This is a genomic window from Gemmatimonadota bacterium (assembly GCA_009841265.1).
Taxonomy (GTDB): domain Bacteria; phylum JAAXHH01; class JAAXHH01; order JAAXHH01; family JAAXHH01; genus JAAXHH01.
In genome coordinates this window covers 261,206-285,144 of the sequence record VXMB01000009.1, presented here as the reverse complement: position 1 = coordinate 285,144, position 23,939 = coordinate 261,206, and the positions used below count along the sequence as shown (strand labels likewise).

14 protein-coding genes are annotated in these 23,939 nt (G+C 57.7%); 10 read left to right on the top strand and 4 right to left on the bottom strand.

Features of this window, described 5'->3' with window-relative positions; all coding sequences use genetic code 11:
• Window positions 1-8 precede the first annotated feature (8 nt).
• Window positions 9-1,007 carry a Gfo/Idh/MocA family oxidoreductase gene (locus F4X08_06140; GenBank protein ID MYD25372.1) on the bottom strand — a complete coding sequence of 333 codons (999 nt, stop codon included), beginning with the start codon at window positions 1,005-1,007 and terminating at the stop codon, window positions 9-11.
• A gap of 222 nt (window positions 1,008-1,229) precedes the next feature.
• On the opposite strand from F4X08_06140, the gene F4X08_06135 reads away from it, so the two are divergent.
• Window positions 1,230-1,553: a TM2 domain-containing protein gene (locus F4X08_06135; protein ID MYD25371.1), complete on the top strand. Its 324-nt coding sequence runs from the start codon at window positions 1,230-1,232 to the stop codon at window positions 1,551-1,553.
• Between the two features lie 6 nt (window positions 1,554-1,559).
• On the opposite strand, the gene F4X08_06130 is transcribed toward F4X08_06135, so the two are convergent.
• The 3 genes from F4X08_06130 to F4X08_06120 all read right to left on the bottom strand — a co-directional run bounded on the left by F4X08_06130 (window position 1,560) and on the right by F4X08_06120 (window position 5,323).
• Window positions 1,560-1,949, bottom strand: a complete 390-nt coding sequence (locus F4X08_06130; GenBank protein ID MYD25370.1) for a DUF805 domain-containing protein — start codon at window positions 1,947-1,949, stop codon at window positions 1,560-1,562.
• 68 nt (window positions 1,950-2,017) lie between these two features.
• Window positions 2,018-3,139, bottom strand: a complete 1,122-nt coding sequence (locus tag F4X08_06125; GenBank protein ID MYD25369.1) for a mandelate racemase/muconate lactonizing enzyme family protein — start codon at window positions 3,137-3,139, stop codon at window positions 2,018-2,020.
• 63 nt (window positions 3,140-3,202) lie between these two features.
• Window positions 3,203-5,323, bottom strand: a complete 2,121-nt coding sequence (locus F4X08_06120) for a hypothetical protein (protein ID MYD25368.1) — start codon at window positions 5,321-5,323, stop codon at window positions 3,203-3,205.
• Window positions 5,324-5,564: 241 nt separating this feature from the next.
• Here F4X08_06120 and F4X08_06115 point away from each other — a divergent pair, with 241 nt between their 5' ends.
• From F4X08_06115 to F4X08_06075, 9 genes are all read left to right on the top strand, one after another.
• Window positions 5,565-6,785 carry a pyridoxal phosphate-dependent aminotransferase gene (locus F4X08_06115; protein MYD25367.1) on the top strand — a complete coding sequence of 407 codons (1,221 nt, stop codon included), beginning with the start codon at window positions 5,565-5,567 and terminating at the stop codon, window positions 6,783-6,785.
• A gap of 246 nt (window positions 6,786-7,031) precedes the next feature.
• On the top strand, window positions 7,032-10,703 hold the full coding sequence (locus F4X08_06110; protein ID MYD25366.1) for a DUF3883 domain-containing protein: 3,672 nt from the start codon (window positions 7,032-7,034) through the stop codon (window positions 10,701-10,703).
• A gap of 40 nt (window positions 10,704-10,743) precedes the next feature.
• Entirely contained in the window at window positions 10,744-11,277 is a 534-nt protein-coding gene (locus tag F4X08_06105) for a hypothetical protein (protein MYD25365.1), read from the top strand.
• 141 nt (window positions 11,278-11,418) lie between these two features.
• Window positions 11,419-13,884, top strand: a complete 2,466-nt coding sequence (locus F4X08_06100) for a toll/interleukin-1 receptor domain-containing protein (GenBank protein MYD25364.1) — start codon at window positions 11,419-11,421, stop codon at window positions 13,882-13,884.
• Window positions 13,885-13,942: 58 nt separating this feature from the next.
• On the top strand, window positions 13,943-17,215 hold the full coding sequence (locus F4X08_06095; protein MYD25363.1) for a DUF1156 domain-containing protein: 3,273 nt from the start codon (window positions 13,943-13,945) through the stop codon (window positions 17,213-17,215).
• Window positions 17,212-18,495 (top strand): AAA family ATPase, encoded by a 1,284-nt coding sequence (locus tag F4X08_06090; protein MYD25362.1) that lies wholly within the window; start codon window positions 17,212-17,214, stop codon window positions 18,493-18,495. The genes F4X08_06095 and F4X08_06090 overlap by 4 nt, the downstream gene beginning before the upstream one ends.
• Window positions 18,492-19,064 carry a hypothetical protein gene (locus F4X08_06085; protein MYD25361.1) on the top strand — a complete coding sequence of 191 codons (573 nt, stop codon included), beginning with the start codon at window positions 18,492-18,494 and terminating at the stop codon, window positions 19,062-19,064. Before F4X08_06090 ends, F4X08_06085 begins: the two co-directional genes overlap by 4 nt.
• A 12-nt stretch (window positions 19,065-19,076) precedes the next feature.
• The gene (locus tag F4X08_06080; protein MYD25360.1) at window positions 19,077-22,397 is read left to right on the top strand and encodes an ATP-binding protein; all 3,321 of its coding nucleotides are present in this window, start codon (window positions 19,077-19,079) and stop codon (window positions 22,395-22,397) included.
• A gap of 113 nt (window positions 22,398-22,510) precedes the next feature.
• Complete coding sequence (locus F4X08_06075) at window positions 22,511-23,806, top strand: tryptophan 7-halogenase (GenBank protein ID MYD25359.1); 1,296 nt, start codon at window positions 22,511-22,513, stop codon at window positions 23,804-23,806.
• The last annotated feature ends 133 nt before the right edge of the window (window positions 23,807-23,939 follow it).

Below are 23,939 nucleotides of genomic sequence, written 5' to 3'. Positions count from 1 at the left end.
ACGCTTGGTCACGTCCAGGCCACCTCCCGCGCTTCTCCTCCGGGTCCGGCCTGCAGGATCGCATCCGCCACGGCGATGGCCTTGATCGCCTCCGTGCCCGGCGACAGGCAGGTGACGTCTCCGCGCACGCAGGACAGGAAATGCTCCGCCTGCAAGGCGTACATGTCGGGTTCCGATTTCGACTTGATCAGGGTCTGTTCGCCTTCCCGGTCCGTGAAACAGCAGTACTGGTGGGATTCGGTGTCTTCCGGATCGGGCAGATCCCCGGTGCCGAACTGGATGAATCCCTTTGGCCCGATGATATCGTGCAGCCCGTTTCCCCGGGCCGCCCAGCTCCATGACATGAGCAACTGGTTGCCGTTCCTGTAGCGTACGATGGCGGAACAGGTGTCCAGGGCGGATGAATCGGGCTCGAAGTTGATCGAACTGGACAGGACGCTTTCGGGATCGCCGAAGAGGAAATTGGCGAAGTCGTAGTTGTGGACGGCGCCGTCCATCAGGGGTCCGCCTCCCATGTCGTGGTCCATGTACCAGCGTCCCGGCCCGAACCCGGCCATGGCGTTGCGCCACAGGATGGGCGATCCCAGCTTTCCCGAGGCCACGTACGCACCCCAGGACTTCCAGTGGGGATCGAAACGGCGGCAGTGGGCGACCATGATGAAGGTGTTGTTGCGATCCGCCGTCTCGTTGAGCCGCCGGCATTCCTCCACCGTGCGCGCCATGGGCTTTTCCACCAGCACCGGGATGCCCGCATCGAGGGCGGTCAATGCCGCTGCGCAGTGCAGGCCGGTCGGCACGGCGATCACGACGGCGTCCACCTCACCGCTGTTGACGATGGCCTCCGTGGAATCAAACAGCTTCGTGCCCGGGAAGGTCTCGGCAAACCGTGCCCGCATTTCAGGAGACGGATCGGCGCCCGCGACCAGCTCGCAACCTTCAACCCCGTTAAAAGCCCTGGCCTGGTGCGACCCCATGCCGCCAAGTCCGATGGAACCCACCCTGATCATGGTCTGTCCTTTCGTGGGATGCCTCTGGATCTACGATTGAGCTTTCGAACCATTGTCGCCGAAACAGAAGGAAACTTTAATGCGAATTCGCTTGTCCAACGTATGTCAGGTACTATAACTACACGATGGTCAAGTATTCAAGACCTTATGCAATCTGTTCAAGGATGTGGCGTAGTTCGAGCCGTCCTCGACAACGTACCACAAACCACGGGAGATCATGGCATGTCCAATGAACAGGAACTGCGGGAAGCGAACCTGGCAAAACAAGATCTGGCGAACGGAGAGCAATTGCAGTTCGACGTACAGTTCGCAACCCGGCGTAAAGACCCCAGAACCGCCCTCGCGATCAGTATCATCGGCGGTTCGCTCGGTGTCGACCGATTCTACATTGGCGATGTTGGCCTCGGCATAGCCAAGCTGCTGACCCTCGGCGGGTTATTCATCTGGACGATCATCGACTGGTTCCTGATCATGGATGCGGCCCGGCTCAACAACAGCGAGCTCATGCGTCAGGTCCGGGACAGCATTGTCCAGTCGAGAGCTTGATCCGGTCTACCAGGTCGGAGCGACTTCAGCATCCTTAGGGTCCGGTCCGTATCGATTCTCGCCCCTCGTTCCTTGCAGGATCAGAAACACCAGCAGAATCAGGACGCCGACAAGCGGGATGAACGCGATCAGAATCCACCAACCGCTGCGCTCGGTATCGTGCAGGCGTCGAAATATCACCGCGAGATAGGGTACGATTACCGCTAGATAGTAAAGGGTACTCAGGAACCCAAGGCTTTCTCCATCCATCTCGAACTGCCATCCCATAAACTCGTCAATCACCGCGAGGAATATCGAAATGATCGTGGAGAAAAGAAAAAACATCCAGAATTCCTTCCTCCTCGCTCTTCCGCTGAATACGGTGTACTTCTTCAGTACATCTATGTACCAGTGCATGTTCCCTCCCCGAAGCGCGTATCTCTAGTCAATACAAACATTGTTCCAGGTTGCCCTGGCAGATCTTCTCACTGCCACAACGCTTCCCCTTCCGGCATCTGCGACGCGAGAAACTCCTCGTTCAGTTCCACGCCCAGTCCGGGCGCTTCCGTCAATACCACGTGTCCATCCTGGATGACCGACTCCTCCGTCGCCAGCACGTCGTCCCACGTCGGGTCGTCGAACCGGTGAAACTCGAGCACGAGGAAGTTCGGTACGCTCGCACAGACATGGGCGTCGCCGACCGTGCTCAGTGCGCTTGAGTTGTTGTGCGGGGCGAAGGGCACGTAGTACAGCTCGGCCATGTTGGCGATCTTGCGGCATTCCGACAGGCCTCCGCACTTCGAGATATCCGGCATGATGATATCGGCGGCCTGCTGCTGTAGCAGATCCCTGAATCCATGGCGGAGATAGAGATTCTCGCCGACGCAGATGGGCGTCCCCGTGGCCTGGGTGATCTTGGCCAGCGCATCGATATTCTCCGGCGGCACCGGTTCCTCGAGCCACAGGAGGTTCAGCGGCTCGAATTCATGGGCCATCTTCATCCCGGCAGTCGCGTCGTACCGGCCGTGGAGGTCGATGGCCAGGTCGAGAGACGGGCCGATGCCCTCCCGGATCGCGTAGGCCTGGTCCACGAGGGACTTCAGTTCGTCGGGCGTGACCGACCAGTTCCAGGGGTCCAGCTTGTGGGGGTTCTGCGCATCGTCGAGATCGAACTTGATCGCCGTGAAACCCCGTTCATTCACCTCCGCGGCGCGCTCGTTGTAGTCGGCGTGCGCGCTGTCCACGTACAGCCTGACCCGGTCTCGGTACTTGCCGCCCAGGAGTCGGTATACCGGTACGCCCTGGGCCTTGCCGGCGAGGTCCCAGAGCGCGATCTCGATGCCGGTCAGCGCCGAGATGGAGGTGCCGCCCGCGCCGCCCATGAAAATGTACCTTCGGCGAATGAGTTCGAAGCAGGCGTCCACGTCGCGGGGGTCCATGCCGATGATCATCTTCGCCATGTGGCGGGTCGAGTCCCGCCAGCCGGGGTCGACATGACTGGTTTCCCCCGTACCGTACACGCCCTCGTCAGTGTATACGCGAATGTAGTGGTACGTGTATCCGGACGGTACGGTTACATCGGCAGTTTTGATCTCGGTAATCTTCATTCCTTCTCCTGTCTGATTCTGGGCTCAATATGCGCAACGGCCGGCACGCCACCGGCATCCCACTCAACCACCTGTCCGGACGGCTTTCAACCGGTTGTTGCCATGATCGCTGACGACGAGCACATCCTCGCCATAAAAGCAAAGGCCATGAGGCTCGTTCAAGGGCGCATCTGTCGCGGCTACCGGCCCGTCGCAGTCGCCGTATTCACCGCTGCCAAAAACGGTCTCGAGGTTGCCGTTCTCCGCTATGCGACGCACCAGGTTGTTGCCCGTATCGGAGAAGTACATGCGTCCCCACGCGTCCAGGGCCAGACCCCGGGGCGTGGAAATTGCGGAATGCGACGCCCGCGACCCGTCCGGCGAGAAGCCCTCGTCTCCTGTGCCCGCCACGGTCGAAATGATCCCGGAATCCCCATCCACCCGCCGGATCACATGGTACCGGTCATCGGCGAAGTACAGGTGCCCGGATCCGTCGACGCAGATGGCCGTAGGCGAACCAACCCGCGCCTGGGTCGCCGGGCCGCCGTCACCTGAATATCCCTGAAGCCCGATGCCCGCCACCGTAGTGATGATACCGGTTCCGGCGTCGGTTTTCCTGATGCGGCCGCAGCCGGCATCGCCGATGTATATGTCGTCGCCGGGGCAATGGGCCACTGCGAGGACGTGCATCAGGCATGCGCTCAGGGCCGGGCCGCCGTCCCCCTTGTCCCACTTGAAGGCCGCGCCCGCGACGTTGCGGATCACGCCGTCCCGGTCCACGCGACGCACGTGTCCGTGGCGGGTATCGGCGATGACCACCCGGCCGAAGCGGTCCACGGACACGTCGTGGGGGTTGCCGAGATGGGCATCGACCGCCGGACCGCCGTCGCCTCCGTAGGCCCGGGCGCCCGTTCCCGCGATCGTCCGGATCACCCCGGTTTCCGGATCGATGGCCCGGATGCGCTGGTTCCAGACGTCCGCGACGAACAGCGTGCCGTCCGGGCCGGCAGCCAGGCCGCCGGGCCCGTTCAGGAATCCCGCCTCGGCGATCTCGCCGTCGTGCACGCTCGTGCCGCCCAGGACCGTGGTGACGATACCGGTGGCGCCGTCGCAGCGGCGCAGCCGGCCGGAGCAGTCGCCCCAGAACACCGTGCCGTCCGGTTCCGCGTAGATACCCGCTTCCACGGAATTGCAGCGGGTGACGGAGCCGTGCAGTCCTTCCTCGCCGAATCCCGGCTCACCGGTACCGGCCAGCGTCCGCACGATACCCGTCTCGCGCTCCACCTTGCGCACCCGGAAACCGTACTTCTCGCCTACATAGAGATTGTCGTGGGCGTCCAGGCAGATGGCGTCCGGCATGAGCGTGCTCGCCTCCACGGCGGGACCGCCGTCGCCGTTGGACGCACGCTGGCCGTTGCCCAGGACCGTGTAGATGATCCCCGACCGCATGTCGATCCTGCGCACCCGGTCATTGGAATTGTCGCACACGTACAGGTCGCCCCGGGAATCGAAGGCGAGATGTTCCGGATGATAGAACCCCGCGGCGCGGGCCGGACCGCCGTCGCCATGGTACCCCCCCAGGCTCAGTCCGGGCCCCCCGTACGGCCGGCTTTCTCCCCGCTCTGAGGGGTAATGCCGGGCGTGATGGCCGAAGACAGTCTCTACGATTCCGGTCCGGGCGTCGATACGCCGGATGTTGTTCGTCCACTCGCTGGACAGGTACACGTTGCCGTCCCGGTCTACGGCCACGCCGCAGGTGCAGTCCAGTTCCGCGTCCAGCGCCGGGCCGCCGTCGCCTCCCCGTCCAATCGCCCCGTTGCCGGCGACGCGGGAGATGACGCCGGTCTCGTAATCGATGCGACGGATCGTGTGGTTGCCCAGGTCGGAGAGATACAGGTTGCCGTGGCGGTCCTGGTACAGGTCATGGGGATTGCGGAACCGCGCTTCGGCGGCCGGGCCGACGTCGCCCGAGTTGCCTGCGACGCCGTCCCCGGCAAAGGCGTGGAGGATCCCGTCTCGATCGATACGCCAGATGCGGTGCCACTGGTAGTCGATCACGACCAGGTCGCCGTCGGGCCGACGCGCCACGCCCATGGGCCAACCGGCGTCGGCCTCTTTCGCCGGCACACCCGCGCGCTGGCCCACGCCGGCGATGACCAGGGTTTCTCCGGCGGACAGGTTCTTGAACCGTTCGACAATGCGCATGCGTAAAGGGAGTAACCCGGCGATTGCGTGTATTCATTCGGCATTCAAGGCAGTGAAGACGGCGGATCGGACAGGCGGCCGCCGAGTCCACATGGTACAGTCTAAGGCCATGCATGGCAACCGTTAAATGCAAATTGACAGCGCCACCACGACCGGTTAACATACGACGCCGAACGGCCACCTTCTAAACGACTTAGTACAGCCTCTGCACCGCCCCGAACCGATGGAGATACCCTTCCCGATGAACTATGATTTCGACCAGCGCATCAATCGCAACGGAACCAATTCGTACAAGTGGGACTATGTCAAGCGGGACGGCGCCATTGTCCCGTGGGACGAAACCGACGCCAGCCGGCACGAGAAACCCGTACTTCCGCTGTGGGTGGCGGACATGGACTTTCCGTGCCCGCAGCCGGTGGTGGATGCGGTGACCGAAATCGCAAGCATGGGCGTCTACGGATACGCCTTCCCGCCGCCGTCCTACTACGATTCCGTGGTACGGTGGATGAAGCGGCGCCATGACTGGTCCGTCGATCCCGACACCATCTGCTTCACCCCGGGCATCGTACCCGCCCTCCACATGCTGGTCTCGGCCTACACGAAACCCGGCGACAAGGTGCTGGTGCAGCCACCGGTGTACTATCCCTTCTACAACGCCATCGAGAATCTGCAGACGCGACCGGCGTTGAACCCGCTGACCTACCGGGACGGCCGCTACTACATGGACTTCGACGATCTCGAAGCCAAATGTGCCGACCCGGAGGTCAGGATGGCCATCCTCTGCCATCCCCATAATCCGGTAGGCCGTATCTGGACCCGGGAGGAGTTGCGACGCTTCGGCAGGATCTGCATGGACAACGACGTGCTGGTCGTGTCCGACGAGATCCACGGCGACCTGATCCTGGGGAACCGGGACTTTACGCCCTACGCCACGCTGGGCGCGGAATACGAGGCGCGATCGATCATCTGCACCTCGCCCAGCAAGACCTTCAACCTCGCCGCGCTGCAGGCGTCGAACATGATGATCCCCGACCCGGAACTCCGGGAGGCTTTTCAGCAGACCGTCCGCAGCGCCGGCATCTTCACGCTGAATCCCTTCGGCATCGCGGCCGTCGAGGCCGCCTACAACGACGGCGGGGAATGGCTGGAGCAACTGCTGGCCTACCTGGAAGGGAACTACCGGTTCCTCGAATCCTTCTTCAGGGAACGGCTACCCGGCATACCTGTCATCGAAACCGAGGGCACCTATCTCGTGTGGGTGGATTTCACGAGCCTGGGCCTGGACAAGGACGCCCTTCAGCACCTCATGATGGAAGACGCGCGCGTCTTTCTCGATGAAGGGTACATCTTCGGCCCCGAGGGCGAGGGCTTCGAACGGATCAACATCGCCTGCCCCCGGTCGATCCTCGCCGAGGCGCTGGAAAGGATCGAGGCGGCGGTGAAGGGGCTGGATTCTATCTAAACCTCCTCACAATATCCGCCCAAACATCATCTAAAGCCTGTTCAAAACCAAGATTTAATACCGCCATTAATGCCTAATCATACCCGCGCTTAACTCCTCCAATATAACATTTGTTATACCCCCCATACGATTCCACGCGATATATCTTGACATTCCACGACTATAGTGTATCTTAACTAAATCCGAATTAGGTGGATGCGCACCGAATAGACGGAATCAGCATGTCATCAAACGGACGGAATCAGCATGTCATCAGTTGAATCAGCGGTAGTGCCAGACGACTACTCACGAAGGATCAAAGACTCCAGGAACGTCAGGGGGCTTACGCAAGAGCAATTCGCCGACCTCGTCGGCGTCTCCTTCGCCACCGTCAACCGGTGGGAGAACGGACAGTCCCGTCCCAACAACCTCGCCTGGCAGCGCATCGTCGAACTCGACAACCAGTCGAGGCGGGAGTTGCTTGGCGTCCCGAAGGTATCGGAGGAAGAGTCCGCGTCTGCCTACCACGCTCTGGATTTCTCCGCCGACCCGAATGCGGTTTCCGCTGTCGCCGAAGCCCATCGCCTGGCTTACGGTCACCTTTTCAACACGGCTTTCGCGACGGAAACTTCACTCATAGATCCGCTTCCCCATCAACGAATCGCTGTCTACGAGCACATGCTCAAGCAGCAGCCGCTTCGATTCCTGCTGGCCGACGACGCAGGTGCGGGCAAGACAATTATGACGGGGCTGTACATCCGCGAGATGCTGTCCCGTCGGCTCATACGCCGCATCCTAATCGTACCACCCGCGGGACTGGTCGGGAACTGGGAGAGAGAGATGAGCAAGTTGTTCCGGCTGCGGTTCCACATCCTGACGGGCGCCGACGCGCGCGACGGCAATCCCTTTACTGGTCCGGAGAGCGATCTGATCATCGTCAGCATTGACACGCTGGCAGGCGAGCGGACGTTCGGACGGCTTCGGGAAACTACAACCGAACCGTATGACCTGGTCGTCTTCGACGAAGCCCACAAGCTCTCCGCCAACCGGGAACCGGACCTGCGCATAAGGAAGACAGACCGTTATAAACTGGCAGAGACGGTGGCCGGGGCCGGGGCACACGACGACTCCTGGAAACTGTACTGGTCTACCCGACACCTGTTGTTGCTGACGGCGACACCGCACATGGGTAAGGACTTTCCCTACTATTGCCTCTGGCGTTTGCTGGATCCGGATTCCCTGTCGACACAGGATGCCTTCGAGAGATTCCCGAACGAAGCCCGGCAGCGACATTTCATCCGACGCACAAAAGAGGAGATGGTCCGCTTCGACGGAACGCCCCTGTATCCTCAGCGGCAATGCGATACCCTGAGTTACGAACTCGACAAAGTACCTGGCGGCGAGCAGGAACTCTACGACGAAACGAGCGATTACATTCGAGACTACTACAACCGCGCTCAATATCTGAATCGATCAGCCGTGCGCCTTGCGATGAGCGTCTTCCAGCGCCGTCTCGCCAGTTCGACCTATGCGCTCCTCCGTTCTTTCGAGAGGCGATTAAAAAAGCTCGAAGGATTGATCCAGGACATCCGGGCCGGGCGGCTGACCGAAGACCAACTGCAACGGAACCAGCGCAAATTGGACAGGGAACTGGACGACGTCTTCGAGACGCATACGGCCGACGAAGAAACTTCGACGAGGGACGGCAGTGAGAAGCACGAATACTTCGAGGACGGAGCGATGGGCGGAACGGTGGCGGCCAACCTGGCCGAACTGGAGGCAGAGCGTCTGAAGGTAGACGGCCTCCTTCGCAAAGCGCGCGCACTCTTCGATTCCGGCAGGGAATCCAAATTTGAAACGCTTCGACAGGTCCTCGGGGATTCGAAATACGTCGATGAGAAGTTCATCATCTTCACGGAGCACCGCGATACGGCCACGTTCCTGGTCAGGCGGTTGGAGGGACTAGGCTTCACCGGACAGGTGGCGCAAATCCACGGCGGCATGCCGTACCGGGAGCGGGAACAGCAGGTCGCCTTCTTCAGGAAGACCGCCGACGTGGGCGGGGCCGGTTACCTGGTGGCGACCGACGCCGCAGGCGAGGGCATCAACCTCCAATTCTGCTGGCTGATGGTCAACTATGATATACCCTGGAACCCGGCTCGGCTCGAGCAGAGGATGGGCCGCATCCATCGCTATGGCCAGCAACACGATCCCGTCGTCATCGTTAATATGGTCGCTGGAAGAACCCGGGAAGGGCGCGTGATGAGTACGTTGTTGGATAAGCTCGAAGCCATGCGCAGGGAACTGGATTCAGACAAAGTATTCGACGTAATCGGACGCCTCTTCGAGGGCGTATCGTTCAGGGACTATCTCGAACAGGCCGTTACAGGGAGCGATCCGGACGCCCCCGTCCAACAGTTGGAAGGCAAACTTACCGAAGGACAGGTCCGGGCACTAGGCGAAAGAGAACGCGCACTCTTCGGGGCAGGAGGCGACGTCCGCCAAAGCCTCGATCGGCTTAACGAGGAGACGGAACAAGAAAACTACCGTCGGCTCCTTCCGGGATACGTCCGTCGATTCGTGGAGAAGGCGACCCCTTTGCTAGGTCTCCGTATAGAAGGCGACCCCGGCGGTTTCTTTTCCTTCCTGCCGGACCGTCCCCGGGCACTCGATCCGCTGCTGCCGGCGATGGAACTCCACCCGCCTGAAACCCGAGAGAAGCTGACCGTATACAAACCCGATGACGCAACCGAAGCGATCTGGCTTCATCCCGGTGAACCGGTCTATGACCGGCTCGCGGCTTCCATCCTGAACAGGTTCGGCAACGATGCACTCCGGGGCGCTGTCTTCGTCGATCCGAAGGTCGAGGATCCCTATCTCTACCATCTCGCACTCGTCACAGTCAATAACCGTTCGGACCGTCCGCATGCGACCCCGGGTGTCCTGGTCGACGAGGAGACGTTAGAAGGCCGCGAGCATCCGAAGAACGTCGAAACCCGCCTCGTAGGTCTGCGCCAGACCAAAGATGGAACGGTCGAAGAATCGCCGGTAGAGCACCTTCTCCTGTTGCGGGGCGCTCCGGGTTTCCCGCCGAGTCGGATCCCTCTCGCCGCACTGGCCAATCGGATGGCGCCCGAGGCCAACGCCTACGCACAAAAGGAAGTCGCAGAAAACCTCGAGCAAGCGCACCGTCAGCGGATACTGGACGATCTGCCCGGTCGGCTCGAGTTCATCAACCACGGATTCGACCTCCGGAACGCCGAACTGGCGGAGACCCGCGCCCGAGTCTCCAGGAAGGCCCGCGAAGGCGACCCGCGTGCGCAGGCGGACCTGTCCGAGATAAAGGCTCACCAGCGCAGTTTAGCCGCGATGCGCAACCGACGGCTGACGACATTGCAGGCAGAAGCGGAAAACGTCCGCGCGGGCGAGGTGGAACTCCTGGCACACGCCCTCGTCGTACCGGCCCGGGATACGGAGGTGGTCGAGCAATTTGACGCCGACGTCGAGCGCATCGCCGTATACGTTGCCACCGCCTATGAAGAACGCTTCGGCGCCGTGGTGGAAGACGTTTCGACGCCCGAACTCGCACGCCGGGTAGGGCTGCCCGACTGGCCGGGATTCGACCTGAGGTCGCGGCGTCCAGCGGGTCTTAGTGCTGCAGGTACCAGCTTTGACGGGGAAGAACGGGCCATCGAAGTCAAGGGCCGGGCAGGTACAGGCGCCATCGAAATGAGCGAAAACGAATGGTGGAAGGCCTGTAACCTCAGGGACCGGTATTGGCTTTATGTCGTCTTCGACTGCGCCACACCCCGGCCACGCCTAGTCAGGATCCGCGACCCCTTTGCCAGGTTAATCATGCGCGACCGGGAGTCGATAGCTTACACCATTACTCCATCGGTACTCATGGAGGCCGCCGAAGAGGCCGGAACGCTATCATGATGGCGAAACAAAAGTTGGTTTCAATAACCCACCAAGGATAATGAAATGGCTGGATTCAGCCCTGAAAAAGGAGAAGGAAAAGTACGAGAAGTGTCCCTTGAAACCTGATTTGATTCCTAGCCACGAGGTAGCGCAGGCATGGGGTTACGTGGTTGCTGGCTATTTCCTAGTTGAATCGTCAATTAAGGCGCTTCTGTATGTACGCGGGAAGACAGTACCACGCAAATATACTCTGACTATCCTTTTAGATTTGCTTGAGCCGGAAGACCAAGAAATGCTTCGCAAGAACTATAACGATTACAAGGCGTCGATTGGAGGAAGGTTTCCATACAATGCACTGGAAGCCTTCTTAGCGAATCTGGACGGCGATTCAAACGAACGAGAAGATGATTTCAATGGTTCTTTCGACTGGCGTTACTTCCTCATCGAAGAACCTCTAAGTCGTAATCTGCCTTTGGTTAGAGTGGAGTTTCTGCACGAAATCGTTTTCGGGTGCGTCAGGATAATCGTGTTTGTGCATTACGGTCGATTCGAACCGTCGCAGTATACTTATAGTAATCGACTCAATTGGTAGCGCGGCCGGAAACACGATCATTGGCTGAATGTTCAAGCGATAAAGGACATGTGGGGTGAGATAGGCGGTAGTTTGAAAACCTAACATAGGATTCTGAAGATTCTCCTTTTAACACTTAAAACTGATGAGGAGTAAGAAGTCATGAATCTTGTTTATAGTTATTCACATAAGGACGATCATCTACGCGAAGGGATTGAAAAGCACCTTGCCCTTTTAAAAGCCGAGGGACTTATCGACGAATGGTATGATCGGAAAATACTGCCGGGACAAGCGATCCATGACGAAGTTGATAGTAATCTGGAAACGGCCGACTTGATATTGTTGGTGTTAAGTCCTGATTTCCTCGCATCCCCCGAATGTATGAGGGAGTTGCGTATTGCGCTCGACCTAAAAGCGAAGAACGATGCCCTTGTAGTAGTACCAGTAATCGCACGACCTTGCGCTTGGAAAGATCTCGAAGGTATATCAGGCCTACTTGCGATACCGACAGACGGGAAGCCCATTACCAAATGGGAAAATGAGGATGATGCACTTCATGATATATACGAGAATATCAGAAAGATCGTAACCCACATACCTTTCCGGCTAAAAACAGAATTCAGGGATGACTTAACCCAAGTTGAATTCATATCACAACATAAAGAGAATATAAGGCTGGATGATCTATTTGTTTTCCCAAATGTCAAAGCCGAATTCAGCGATCGTGGTGTTAATGGGTTTGAAGATTTATGGAAGAAGAACAAGCGTCTCGTTCTGAAGGGAGATGACCGGAGTGGAAAAACCGTATTTTGTCGCAAACTGCTTCTTAGTGAAATCGACAAAGGTATCCCGGCCATACTCATATCGGGTAATGACATCAGGAGCCCGATAAATCACGAACGACTCATAAAGGAAGTGTTTAAAGAACAGTTCAATGGAAGTTTCTCTCATTGGAAAGGTAAACCAGCAAAACTGCTAATCATTGATGACTTTAGCCATAATTCGCATTTGAATTTTGTTGACTTCGCAAAGGACTATTTCGAGCGCATTCTCATTGTGACCTCGGAGGATGACTTTCTTGTCTATTTCAAGGACGAGGGCAGACTTGCCGGTTTCGAGTTGTTGAGTTTAAGATCATTGGGGCATGTTAATCAAGAGATCCTGATCAAGAAATGGATCGGCCTAAGCAACACAAAAGACCAAGAGTTGTCTATCACCCACGGGAAGATAGACCAGATAGAAGATCAACTGAATTCCATTATTCTCCATAACAGAATTGTCCCACGTTATCCGTTCTATATCTTATCTATTCTCCAAACATTCGAAGCGTTTATGCCCCAAAGTTTACAGATCACCGCTTACGGACATTGTTATCAAGCTCTGATTACAGCCCAACTCATCAACATTGGAGTAAGCAAAGAAGATATCGATTCTGCGCTGAATTTTCTCAGCCACTTCGCCTTTGAGGTATTTGATCAAAGTAAATGCTCTCAGGATCAATATGAGCAATTCCTTAAACGCTATCAGCAGGATTTTATCGTCAAAGACAGTGTCGTTAATCGTTTGATGAGGAAGGATTCTTCAATAATCCGAATGCGCAGCGGCGGCTATGAGTTCAACCATCCTTTCATTTACTACTTTCTTCTCGGACATTACTTCGCGAGGAACTACGAAGTAAAGAAAGGGCTGATTGAAGAGCTAGCCAGGAAGAGTTATGTACATGATAATGCGTACATACTGATTTTCACGATTCATCACACGCAGAACGATGAATTAATCAACACCATGATACACAGCGCATACGCATTCGACAGTATTTCACCCGCTACATTAAGTACAGATGAAACCAGATTGTTGGAAGGTATACTTGAAGAACTCCCGGAGAGGATCCTGTCTAATCGACCGGTTGAGGAAGAGCGTAGAATAGAAAGAGAACAGCGAGACGAAAACGAAGCCGAATTAGAAGAACTACCTCCCAATGATGGTTCTGAGGAGGATGCTCTAAATGATTTCTATCGTGCATTGAAGAACATGGAGATTTTGGGTCAGATACTGAGAAACAAGTATGGCAGCCTTCCTCGGGAAAAACTCAAAGAAGTCGTTTCCTTCGTTGCTGATGCCGGGTTGCGTTTAATCAACATAGTCACTGACCGCGATACCATTCTGAGCTTCGAAGGATATTTCATCGAAGAGCTAAAAAGCGTTAACATTCCAGAGGACGACAAGCAGAAGATACAAAACTTTTTAAGGAGGCAAATCCGTACTCTCGTGTTCGTAAGCATAGGATCTTTGTTAAGGAAGATCCTCATCTCCATTCGTAAACCAGAGTTACAAAAAGTAGTAGATGCCATGTGTCGAGAGAATGGCACTCCAGCGTATGACCTACTCCGTATATTGTTCATATTGGAAACTTCGGAAAGCCTTAGCACACAGAGCGTTAAACAGATTACAGATACATTTAGTAAATTTGAAGGAAATCGAAACACAGTCCCCAAGAGACTGCTTTCTCTCTGGCTACAACACTATGCGAACACACATGAAATCAACTACCGGCTACGGGAAAAACTGTTCGTCGCGCTAGGTCTCAGTTATCAGCCAAATCCATTGAAGAAACCCCGATTGAGCTAACTAAGTATCCTTCTTTGACTAACGTAGTTTTTAAGCAAGAGGAAGACGGAGAACAGGGATGCACGACAAACGCCTCATAGAAGCTGCTTTTCCCCTGAAGCAGGTTTCTCTCGACTCGGTACACGAGAAGAATGTGCGGCATGGTCACATCTCCACGCTGCACATCTGGCCGGCGAGGAGACCGCTGGCGGCGTGCCGTGCCGCGCTTATCGCGACGCTGCTCTCCGACACCGACGATCCGGTTGAACGGAAGACGATACTTGAGCGCATGGCCGGCCGGGTCGTGGAGTCCGTCGACCGGAAAAGTCTGAACGGCCGCGTGGTCGAAAAGACGAAGGAGGAGACCGAAGGAGGCATACTCCATTGGGGACGCGAGAACGGCTCGAATCTCGAATGGTTCCGCTCGGAGATCCGCAAGGCGTACGGCGGACGGATGCCCAAAGTGCTCGATCCCTTCGCGGGCGGAGGTGCCATACCGCTTGAAGCCATGCGCCTGGGTTGTGACGTTACGGCCATGGACATCAATCCGGTGGCCTGGTTCATCCTTAAGTGTACCCTCGAATACCCCCAAAGACTGTCCGGTCAAACCGGACAGTTGCCCGCATTCGCGCTGAAGGACCGCGAGTTCATGGAGGCGTACCTGAAGTCAAAGGAGCTCAAGGGAGTCCACCTCAAGAGGTTTCTAAAGCGGTTTGAACAGGGTGATCAGACTGGCCTCCAGATCGACGCCCTGCCGAGAGACGATCATCTGATCGAAGCAGATTTTGCCTGGCACACCCGTGCCTGGGGCCGATGGGTTCTGGCAAGAGCGCGTAAGCGACTGGCTTCGTTCTACCCGACCTATGCCGAATGGACGCGGCTTGACGGAGAAGCGACTGATGGGCCCCCACCTATCGTGGACGAGAAGTTGCAAGAACCGCTTGGTAACTCAAACGGCCCCCCTGAGAGGCTCTTGCTGCTTGAACCGAACGCTGACGGCATGACGGACGTTGGCCCATTGAATGCCGATTTCGATTCGATGTATCTGAAATACCCGGGTAATCCAAGGTGGGTAGCCAAACCGACGGTCGCCTACCTCTGGGCCCGGACCGTGACCTGCAAGTACTGCAGAACCACGTTGCCTCTGCTTAAAACACGTTGGTTGTGCAAGAAGGTCCGTAAACGGGTGTTGTTGACGATGAAAGTCAGGACCGACTTGGATGGTGTCGTTTTCAGCGTGCAAAATGATGTGCCGCAGGTTGGAGGCAACGTGGCCCAGCGACGGGAACACGACAAGCGCATCGGCGCAGGTACCATGTCGCGCACCGGGGCAACGTGCCCGTCCTGCGGTATGATCACGACCATGGAAGATGTCCGGTTCGAGGGCCGTGCCGGCCGATTGGATGCCGTAATGACGGCCGTTGTGGTCGACGGACCGAATGGCAAAGAATACCGGCTGCCCACGGAACATGAACGAGCAGTGGCGGAAGTATCCGAAGAACGACTTCAGGAGTTATACTCGGAAATCCCGTTCGGATTGCCGAACGATCCCCTTCCAAGTAAGGAAGCGCTTGGATTCCGTGTACCTCTCTATGGTTTCAACACATGGCGGAAGTTGTTTACGAATCGGCAACTGGCGACACAATGCGCCCTTATCCAATCCATCACTGAAGCGAAGTCAGAACTCGAAGCGATACATGACCCTGGCGTCGCCGAAGCAATTATAGGCTTTCTTACATGTATCATGAACCGACAAACGGCCTATGGTAGTGGTGGATGTATCTGGGTAAATAGCAACGAACATATGGGACAACAATTCAGTCGGTTTGCATTGCCAATCGTATGGGATATCGCTGAGGTCTGCCCGTTCACGAAAGCAACCGGTGGATTAGAGAGTGCTAATGAGTGGGTGGCCAGAGTTTTTGATCACCTTCAAGGTGCTGTGAAAAACGCGCCGGTTCCATGCGTCGAACTGCAATCCGCAATCGAAGAGCAAATTGGGCAGTACGATCTCATTGTCACGGATCCTCCCTATTACGATGCAATACCGTATTCTGATCTGATGGATTTTTTCTATGTCTGGCTGCGCCGGTTGATGCACAGCGTTTCGAGTGGACTAGAAGGCGCATTCAGATCAGAACTCGGACCGAAGTGGGATGCCGAAGCTGGCAACGGAGAGTTGATTGATGATGCAAGTCGTTTTGGTGGAAACAGAAACCTCTCCAAGCAAAATTACGAAGACGGTATGGCTCATGCTTTCGAGAAATGTTGTGATGCTCTCCGGCCACAAGGGCGGATGGTCATAGTATTCGCAAGCAAGAGCCCGGCTGCATGGGAGACCCTTGTCGCAGCTCTTATTCGGGCTGGATTTGTCGTTGCTGGTTCTTGGCCCATCCAGACTGAAAGACAGGTGCGGTTGCGGTCTGTAAGTTCCGCCGCCCTTGCTTCATCCATCTGGATAGTCTGTAAGAAACGCTCCGCCGCCCGTCCTGGTTGGGATAATGTTGTTCTCGGCGAAATGAAGAGTAACATTTCCCGACAACTCCACGATTTCTGGGACGCCGGCATTCGAGGGCCGGATTTCGTCTGGGCCGCGACCGGTCCGGCCCTGGAGGCCTTCAGCAAGCATCCGGCGATCAAGAAGGCGAACGACCCCGACCAGTTGATGTCAGTCTCGGAATTCCTCCGCGAAGTGCGGCGCATGGTCGTCGATTTCGTCGTCGGTCGCGTACTGACCCACGATGGCGAAGATACCATCAGCGGACTCGACGATGTGACCACCTACTACCTGCTGCACCGCCATGATTTCGGCATGGACGAGGCGCCTGTTGGCGCGTGCATCCTCTACGCGCTCTCCTGCAACCTATCCGACACGGCCCTGATGAATCAGCATGATCTCCTTACCCGAACCGGCAGGCACGGGGCTGACGAGGAGGCGGAAAATGAAGGGGCCGAAAGCGACGAACCGACTAGTGATGCGGATGAGACCGTAACCGGGGTTGTTGACACCGGAGGCGGCGCCAAGGTGAAGCTGAAGCCCTGGCACCGGCGGCAGGGACGGAATCTCGGCCGCGAAAGCCAGGGAGGCAGCCCCGCGCCACTCATTGACCAAATTCACAGACTCATGCACACGTGGCGGGCAGGCGACCAGGTAAAGGTCAACGACTATCTCAGTACGCAGGGCCTTCAACGAAACATCTTGTTCAATCAGATCCTTCAAGCCCTTATTGAACTGTCCGAGGCCGGTTCCGACGAGAGGTCCGTTCTCGAAGCGCTGAGCAATCACGTGGCCGCGCAAGGCGATGTTTCCCCTATACGACAGAAGAGATTCCAGTTCGGAGATACGCCATGATCACCTCGCTCAGACTCGTCAATTTCAAGAACTTCGCCGACGAGACACTACGGGTTGGCCCGTTCACCGTAATAGTAGGCGCGAACGCTAGCGGCAAGAGCAATATCCGAGACGCCTCCCGTTTCCTGCACGGTATTGGCCGGGCCTATACGCTGGCGGAAATCATCGGTGGTAAATATGGCTCCGGCGGTCAACGTGAATGGGAACCGATTCGTGGTGGCACCGATGAAATCATCCAGTTTGGCGAATCCGCGTTTTCGCTGCAGGTCGAATCGACTGACTTCGATTACTTGATCGAAGTCAGTCGTGACAATAAAAAAACACCTGGTATGTTCCGGGTTACAAAAGAAGAACTAAAAAAACGCGTGTTGAAGAAATACTGGCGGACGATCTACACCAGTCATCCGGACCGGGATGACCCTGTTAGAAGGCAGGGGGATGATACGCACTTGCTCCTGCGAATGGAAAAAACCGGGGCGCAGAAACGACTCGGTCACAAAATCTCGGTGAGGCCGGATCAGCCTGCACTGACACAGCTTATAGAACATCCACGTATCGTAAAGAGCCACAAGGAACTCGCCGAAAAAACCATTAAAGTTTTTGCAAACATGCGTTTTCTGGACCTTGTACCTGATCGAATGCGCCAAGCTGCTTTCCCAGGTCAGACCATACTGGGCAATGGCGGTGAGAACCTACCGACTGTGTTGCGAGAAATCTGCGACGACCCGAAACGCAAAGAGACTTTGGCCGAATGGACCCGCAAGTTGACTCCAATGGACGTGCGGGATTTCGAGTTCCCGATCGAAGAGGTATCCGGTCGGGTTCAGCTCGTCTTTCGAGAGGCGAACAACAGGCGAGTGTCTGCATATGGCGCTTCAGATGGTACGTTACGTTTTCTCGCCATGCTGGCCGCATTGCTCGGTACAAATCCGGCCGGCCTCTACTTCTTCGAGGAAATCGACAACGGCATTCATCCTGCTCGGCTGAATCTATTGATGGATTTGATTGAAAGGCAAACCGCGAAGCACAGTACTCAGGTACTCACCACGACTCATGCGCCAACATTGTTGACCGTAATGAACGATAACACCTTCGAGAAGACATCGGTAGTCTGCCGACTTCAAGACACTTCCGAGGCAATCATTCGCCCGGTTGCCGAATTGCCCAATGTGCGGGAGTTGCGGCAGGATCAGGGGCTGGGACGGCTTCATGAATCCGGTTGGATGGAGGACGCCCTGTTCTTCATCGAAGACTACAATGCAGCGGAGGATGGTTCTTGAGAGTTCTCATCATACCGGAAGACGACCGTAAGGACCAATACATTCTGAATCCGATCTTCAGTCAACTTCTTCGATCCCTTGGTAGGCCAGGAGCACGTATTCTGGTTTGCCAGGACCCGCGGCTTGGCGGCATTGGTGAAGCATTGAAAATGGAGCGAATCTCGGAAATCGTAGCTCGTTATAGAGGCATGATGGATATCTTCATCCTGTGCGTCGACCGCGATGGCGAGGAAGGACGGCGCCAGAGACTCGACGAGTTTGAAGCGAAGTTTGGAGATGTCCGGGTATTCCTGGCCGAAAACGCCTGGGAAGAGCTTGAGACTTGGGTTCTCGCGGGCTTGCAATTACCCGCAAATTGGAATTGGAACACTCTACGAGCCGAAGTACGGGTCAAGGAGCAGTACTTCGAGCCACTTGTCGACCAGCGCAACTTATCGGACAAGCCCGGCGGTGGTAGAGAGCCTTTGGCAGAAGAGGCATCCCGCCGTATTAACGCAATTCGGCAGAAGTGTCCCGAGGATTTCGATAACCTTGCCCAGCGCCTCGAAGCCGCGATACGAAATACATGAACGAGGTATGATATGACGACCAAACCTTCCTGGAAACCCTGGCACGAGGTCGTGCAGTTGCGGGACGACCTGAAGACGGGCGAATTGTCTTTGGCCGTGTTCGCGGCCGACCTGTTCGACGTGGTAATGCAGAAGGGGCGGCGCCGGGTTTACGAGGATCCGGCGGAGTTCTTCGCGCTCACCCATCCCACTTACAACCTCCGGGAACTGGTCAGGGATGTGATTCACCGTCTGAGCGGCCAGAGCGATAAAGCCTATAGGAAACTCGCCGTTAACTACGGCGGCGGGAAGACGCATACGCTCATTGCGCTTCGGCACCTGGTAAACGAACCGGACGGGCTGCCCGATCTGCCGGCTGTACACGAGTTCAAAGCGCATATCGGAGCCGGAATTCCGAAAGCGCGCGTGGCCGCCCTGTGTTTCGACAAGATCGACCTGGAAAAAGGCGTCGAGACGCCCGCGCCCGACGGGTCCATCAGGATGCTTCGGCACCCTTGGAGCGTGCTCGCCTTTCAACTGGTGGGTGCCGAGGGGCTCAGACTCATTCACGCGGAAGGCCGGGATACGGAACGCGAGACACCGCCGGCCGAACCGCTCATGGTGGAGCTCCTGGCCAGGCCCCAGGCGGAGGGACTTTCGACGCTCGTGCTCCTCGATGAAGTGCTCATGTACATCCGCACGCGGGTCGAAGCCGATCCGACGGCACGCGGGAGCCTGGTCAGCTTCTTCCAGTATCTTACCCAGGCGGTGGTCAAGGTGGACCGTTGCGCCATGGTAGCTTCGCTACTCGCTTCCGATCCGAGGAAGCACGACGACTTCGGCAACGAACTCCTGCGCGACGTTTCGGAGGTCTTCGGCCGCCAGATGGAGGAAGACGCAAGTCCGGTGAGCAAGGAGGACGTGGCCGAGGTGCTGCGCCGCCGCTTCTTCAAGCCCGAATCGATCCGGGACCCCGGCGTCTTCCGCCCCCACGTCACTTCGGTGGTGGGCAATATCGCCGCCATCGATGAGCGGACCCACAAGGAGCGGGCTGCAGAGGAAGATCGGTATCTGGGCAGCTACCCCTTCCACCCGGACCTTACCGAGGTCTTCTATACCCGGTGGACGCAGCTCGACGGGTTCCAGCGGACCCGCGGCATCCTCCGGACCTTCGCCATCGCCCTGCGCGACGCGGAAGGATGGGACGCGAGCCCGCTCATCGGCCCCAACGTGCTGCTGAAAGAGCCGGAGCAGAACGGACTGGCGGAAGCGGCGGGGGAACTCGCCAACTACGCCAGCGTCGACACCGAGACCGGCAGACACCAGGAATGGCGGCCGATCCTCGAAGGAGAACTCGCCAAGGCGCGGGAAATCCAGGCCGAGACGACTGGGCTGCGCCACCGGGAGATGGAGCAGGCGGTCATCGTGGTCTTCCTGAGTTCCCAGCCGATCGGCCAGAAGGCGTTGACGCGGGAACTGTTCGTGTTGATCGGTGGTGCCAGTCCCGACCGGATCGAACTGGCGAAGGCGCTGTATCGGTGGACGGAGTTGTCCTGGTTCCTAGACGAATCGGAAGTGGCCACCGCAGCAGCGAACCGGGACGGCACCCGCGAGTTGCCCAGAGCTTGGCGGCTGGGCAATCGGCCCAACCTGCGCCAGATGCACCACGACGCCTGCAACAACCGCGTACCTCCGGCGCAGGTGGAATCCCAGATCGTCGAGCACATCGCCAAGCTGAAGGCGCTTACTGCCGGCGCTTCCGCGGCCGGCGCAAAAGTGCACAACCTGCCGGAAAAGCCCGCCGATGTTGCCGACGACGGCGATTTCCACTATGCCGTGCTTGATCCAGAGGCCGCCTCGGAGTCCGGCAAGCCCAGCGCGGAGGCGAGACGATTCCTCGACGAGACGACCGCCGCGAACCGGCCACGGGTGTATCGCAATGCCACCGTCCTCGCCGTGCCGTCGCGGGACGGCCTGGACGCGACCAGGGCACGGGTCCGGGAATACCTGGGCTGGGAAGAGGTCCGCAGCCAACTGAAGGATCAGTCCATAGATCCGGTCCGAGAGCAGATGCTCTCCACCGAGACCGCCGCGGCGAAGCGGCGGATCCCCGAAGCCATCCGGCAGGCCTACTCCATCGTCGTGACCGTCGGCGAAGAAAACGTGGTCCAAGCCTTCAAGATCGTCGTAACCGACGAGCCCCTATTCACGATTATAAAGGCCGACCCGCGCGCACGCATCCAGGAGACCGCCATCAGTTCAGAGGCCTTGCTGCCGGGAGGTCCCTACGACCTGTGGCGCGAAGGCGAACACGTCCGGCGAATTAAAGACCTGGTAGGTGCCTTCGCACAATTTCCCAAGCTACCCAAGATGCTGCGGTCCAGGGAGATTCTGGAAACGGTCTTGCAGGGCGTACTGGACGGCATCTGGGTCGCGCGGGTAACGCGCCCCGACAAGACCTGCAAGACGTTCTGGCGTACCACCGTCGACGAACCGGTCCTCCGGGACCCGGGTCTCGAGGTGTTGCTGCCCGAACACGCAGCCTTGACGGAAATCGCCCCGGAACTCCTCAAAAAAGGGAGCCTCCCAGGACTGTGGAAAGATTCGGAGATCAGCGTCCAGGACGTATATGGTTATTTTGCAGGCGGCCACACCGTGAGCGTGCCCCGCGATGGATATGAAGATACCCTGGACATCCCGAAGTGCGAACCCTCCGACGTGGAGATTGCCGTAACACAGGCCATCGAACAGGGAACTCTGTGGCTGACCGCCGGACCAGCTTCGATCCTGTGCGAGTCCGTACCTGCAGGTGTGCTCGGTTCGTCGGCGACGCTCAGACCACCCCCCGAACGGATACCTGTCAATGAAATGATGGCCGAATCGATACCCGGCGCGTGGAAGGATGGCAAGACCAATGCGCTGGCCATCGCCACCACGCTGTCTCATAAGACGGGTATGAATTTGCCCTGGTTCACCATTCGCACGGCGATAGACGAAGGTATGCGGGCGAGATGGATCGAAGTCAGCGACGAAGGCGCCCCGTGGCCATGCGATATCAGCGGCGCCCAGCACGTGACACTCCAGGTACCGGACAGAACGGATGTGCGCGAAGACCAGGATGGTCAATACCGGCCTAAGCCGGCGGGACAGTTGACCGCCGAAGCCGAACTGGAAGCCAGTGGCATCCAGGACCTGTCGGAAGTGTTGCCGGACATACTTAATGCCGCCGTAGGGTCTGGGATTAGATTCAACTTTCGCATCGAGTTAGGCGGCGAGACGCCACCGGACCCGGAGACCGTTGAGAAGTTGAACAAAATCCTGTCAGAGGTTTCCGACAAGTTAAAGTTAGAGTGAAGGCCCCAATACCGGGCACCTCCGACATCTGAAGAATCCAGTTTGACTATAATTTTGACCCTCGCTTGCGTCTTCACTTGAAATGAAAAACCGTACCTGCGAAAGGACTCGGGATGATCCAGCCGGGCGCGGAATCGTTACGGAAGATCGCCGTTATCGGGCAGGGGACCGCAGGATCCCTGGCGGCCGCCAGCGTAACGCGTCTTCACCCCGACGGCGACCACGAGCTGCACCACATCTATGACTCGCGCATTCCGGTCATCGGGGTGGGAGAAGGCAGCTGGCCGAGCCTGGTGCAGGAACTGCAGAAACTGACGGGGCTGCCCCATGAGACCGTCCAGCAACGTTTGAAGGGCACACGCAAGTACGGTGTCGCCTTCGAGGGATGGGGCCGGCGCGACCGGGATTTCACCCACTACTTCACCCCACAGCAAGTGTCTTACGCCTACCACCTGTCCGCCGACCTGATGGCGGACCTGCTGCGTGAAGGCACGCGCGCGCGCCACATCGACGCGAAAGTGCTCGACATCACCAGGGTGGAGGACGGCGCGCAGGTGGAATTCGAGGGCCGGGAGTCGGAACGCTACGACCTGGTCTTCGATGCCCGTGGGTTTCCGAAGGAACTGCACCCCGATCAGCACATCGACATTTCTTTCATCCCTACCAATACCGCCGTCATCCGGCGCTGCCCGACGATCATCGAAGACGGGCGGAACGGACCGGTACGGCAACATACCTACACGCGGGCGGTTGCCCGTCCTCACGGTTGGATATTCGTCATTCCGTTGACGGTGCACACGTCTTACGGGTACATCTTCAACCGCGACGTATCCGACCTTGCGGAAGTCGAATCGGACTTTGACGCATTCCTGGAGACCGACGGCGTGGCTGAATTCGAGCAACGGGCCGTCATCCCGTTTCCGAACTTCGTCCATCGCCGGATCTATGACGGCGCCGTGGCCCGCATCGGCAACGCGGCGGCTTTCATGGAGCCCCTCGAGGCGACGGCGATCGTGTCCGCTCAACTGCAGGTCGGGATGGTGCTCCAGACGCGCCTCAATCGGCCGGCGGCGCATCTCGGGCGCGACGCGCCCTCGGTCAACCGGTTTCTCATCAACAACATGCTCTGCTACGGCCTTTTCGTCGGCTGGCACTATGCCTGCGGTTCGATTTACGACGGCGCGTTCTGGCGCCACGCGCGAGAACGAGCCTGGCCCCGGCACCGAAAGGCCATGGATCCCGAGGCGGTGGATTGCGATGCACTCGGCAGATTCGATGGGATGCTCGAACTGCTGAACCGGCCGGTCATCGACAAAGCCGACTGGCACCGGATGTGCGCGGTGCCGCTCACCAGTTACGCACAGATGTCCCAGGGACTGGGCTGGACCGGCCGACAGGCGCCGGTTTAGGGCAACCTCGATACCGATCAAAGGCTCATGTTCCGGATGTCCGCGACGGCGTCCCGTGAAGTCCACAGCGTGACATTTCTTGATTTGAAACATATAACATATCATAATATATGCATCGTACTGGTCGGATTTA

Coding starts and splice junctions, on each gene's coding strand:
- F4X08_06130 (MYD25370.1), bottom strand. CDS start 1,949: ATGCACTGGTACATAGATGTACTGAAGAAGTACACCGTATTCAGCGGA.
- F4X08_06125 (MYD25369.1), bottom strand. CDS start 3,139: ATGAAGATTACCGAGATCAAAACTGCCGATGTAACCGTACCGTCCGGA.
- F4X08_06100 (MYD25364.1), top strand. CDS start 11,419: ATGAATCTTGTTTATAGTTATTCACATAAGGACGATCATCTACGCGAA.
- F4X08_06095 (MYD25363.1), top strand. CDS start 13,943: ATGCACGACAAACGCCTCATAGAAGCTGCTTTTCCCCTGAAGCAGGTT.
- F4X08_06120 (MYD25368.1), bottom strand. CDS start 5,323: ATGCGCATTGTCGAACGGTTCAAGAACCTGTCCGCCGGAGAAACCCTG.
- F4X08_06105 (MYD25365.1), top strand. CDS start 10,744: ATGAAATGGCTGGATTCAGCCCTGAAAAAGGAGAAGGAAAAGTACGAG.
- F4X08_06110 (MYD25366.1), top strand. CDS start 7,032: ATGTCATCAGTTGAATCAGCGGTAGTGCCAGACGACTACTCACGAAGG.
- F4X08_06140 (MYD25372.1), bottom strand. CDS start 1,007: ATGATCAGGGTGGGTTCCATCGGACTTGGCGGCATGGGGTCGCACCAG.
- F4X08_06115 (MYD25367.1), top strand. CDS start 5,565: ATGAACTATGATTTCGACCAGCGCATCAATCGCAACGGAACCAATTCG.
- F4X08_06080 (MYD25360.1), top strand. CDS start 19,077: ATGACGACCAAACCTTCCTGGAAACCCTGGCACGAGGTCGTGCAGTTG.
- F4X08_06090 (MYD25362.1), top strand. CDS start 17,212: ATGATCACCTCGCTCAGACTCGTCAATTTCAAGAACTTCGCCGACGAG.
- F4X08_06135 (MYD25371.1), top strand. CDS start 1,230: ATGTCCAATGAACAGGAACTGCGGGAAGCGAACCTGGCAAAACAAGAT.
- F4X08_06075 (MYD25359.1), top strand. CDS start 22,511: ATGATCCAGCCGGGCGCGGAATCGTTACGGAAGATCGCCGTTATCGGG.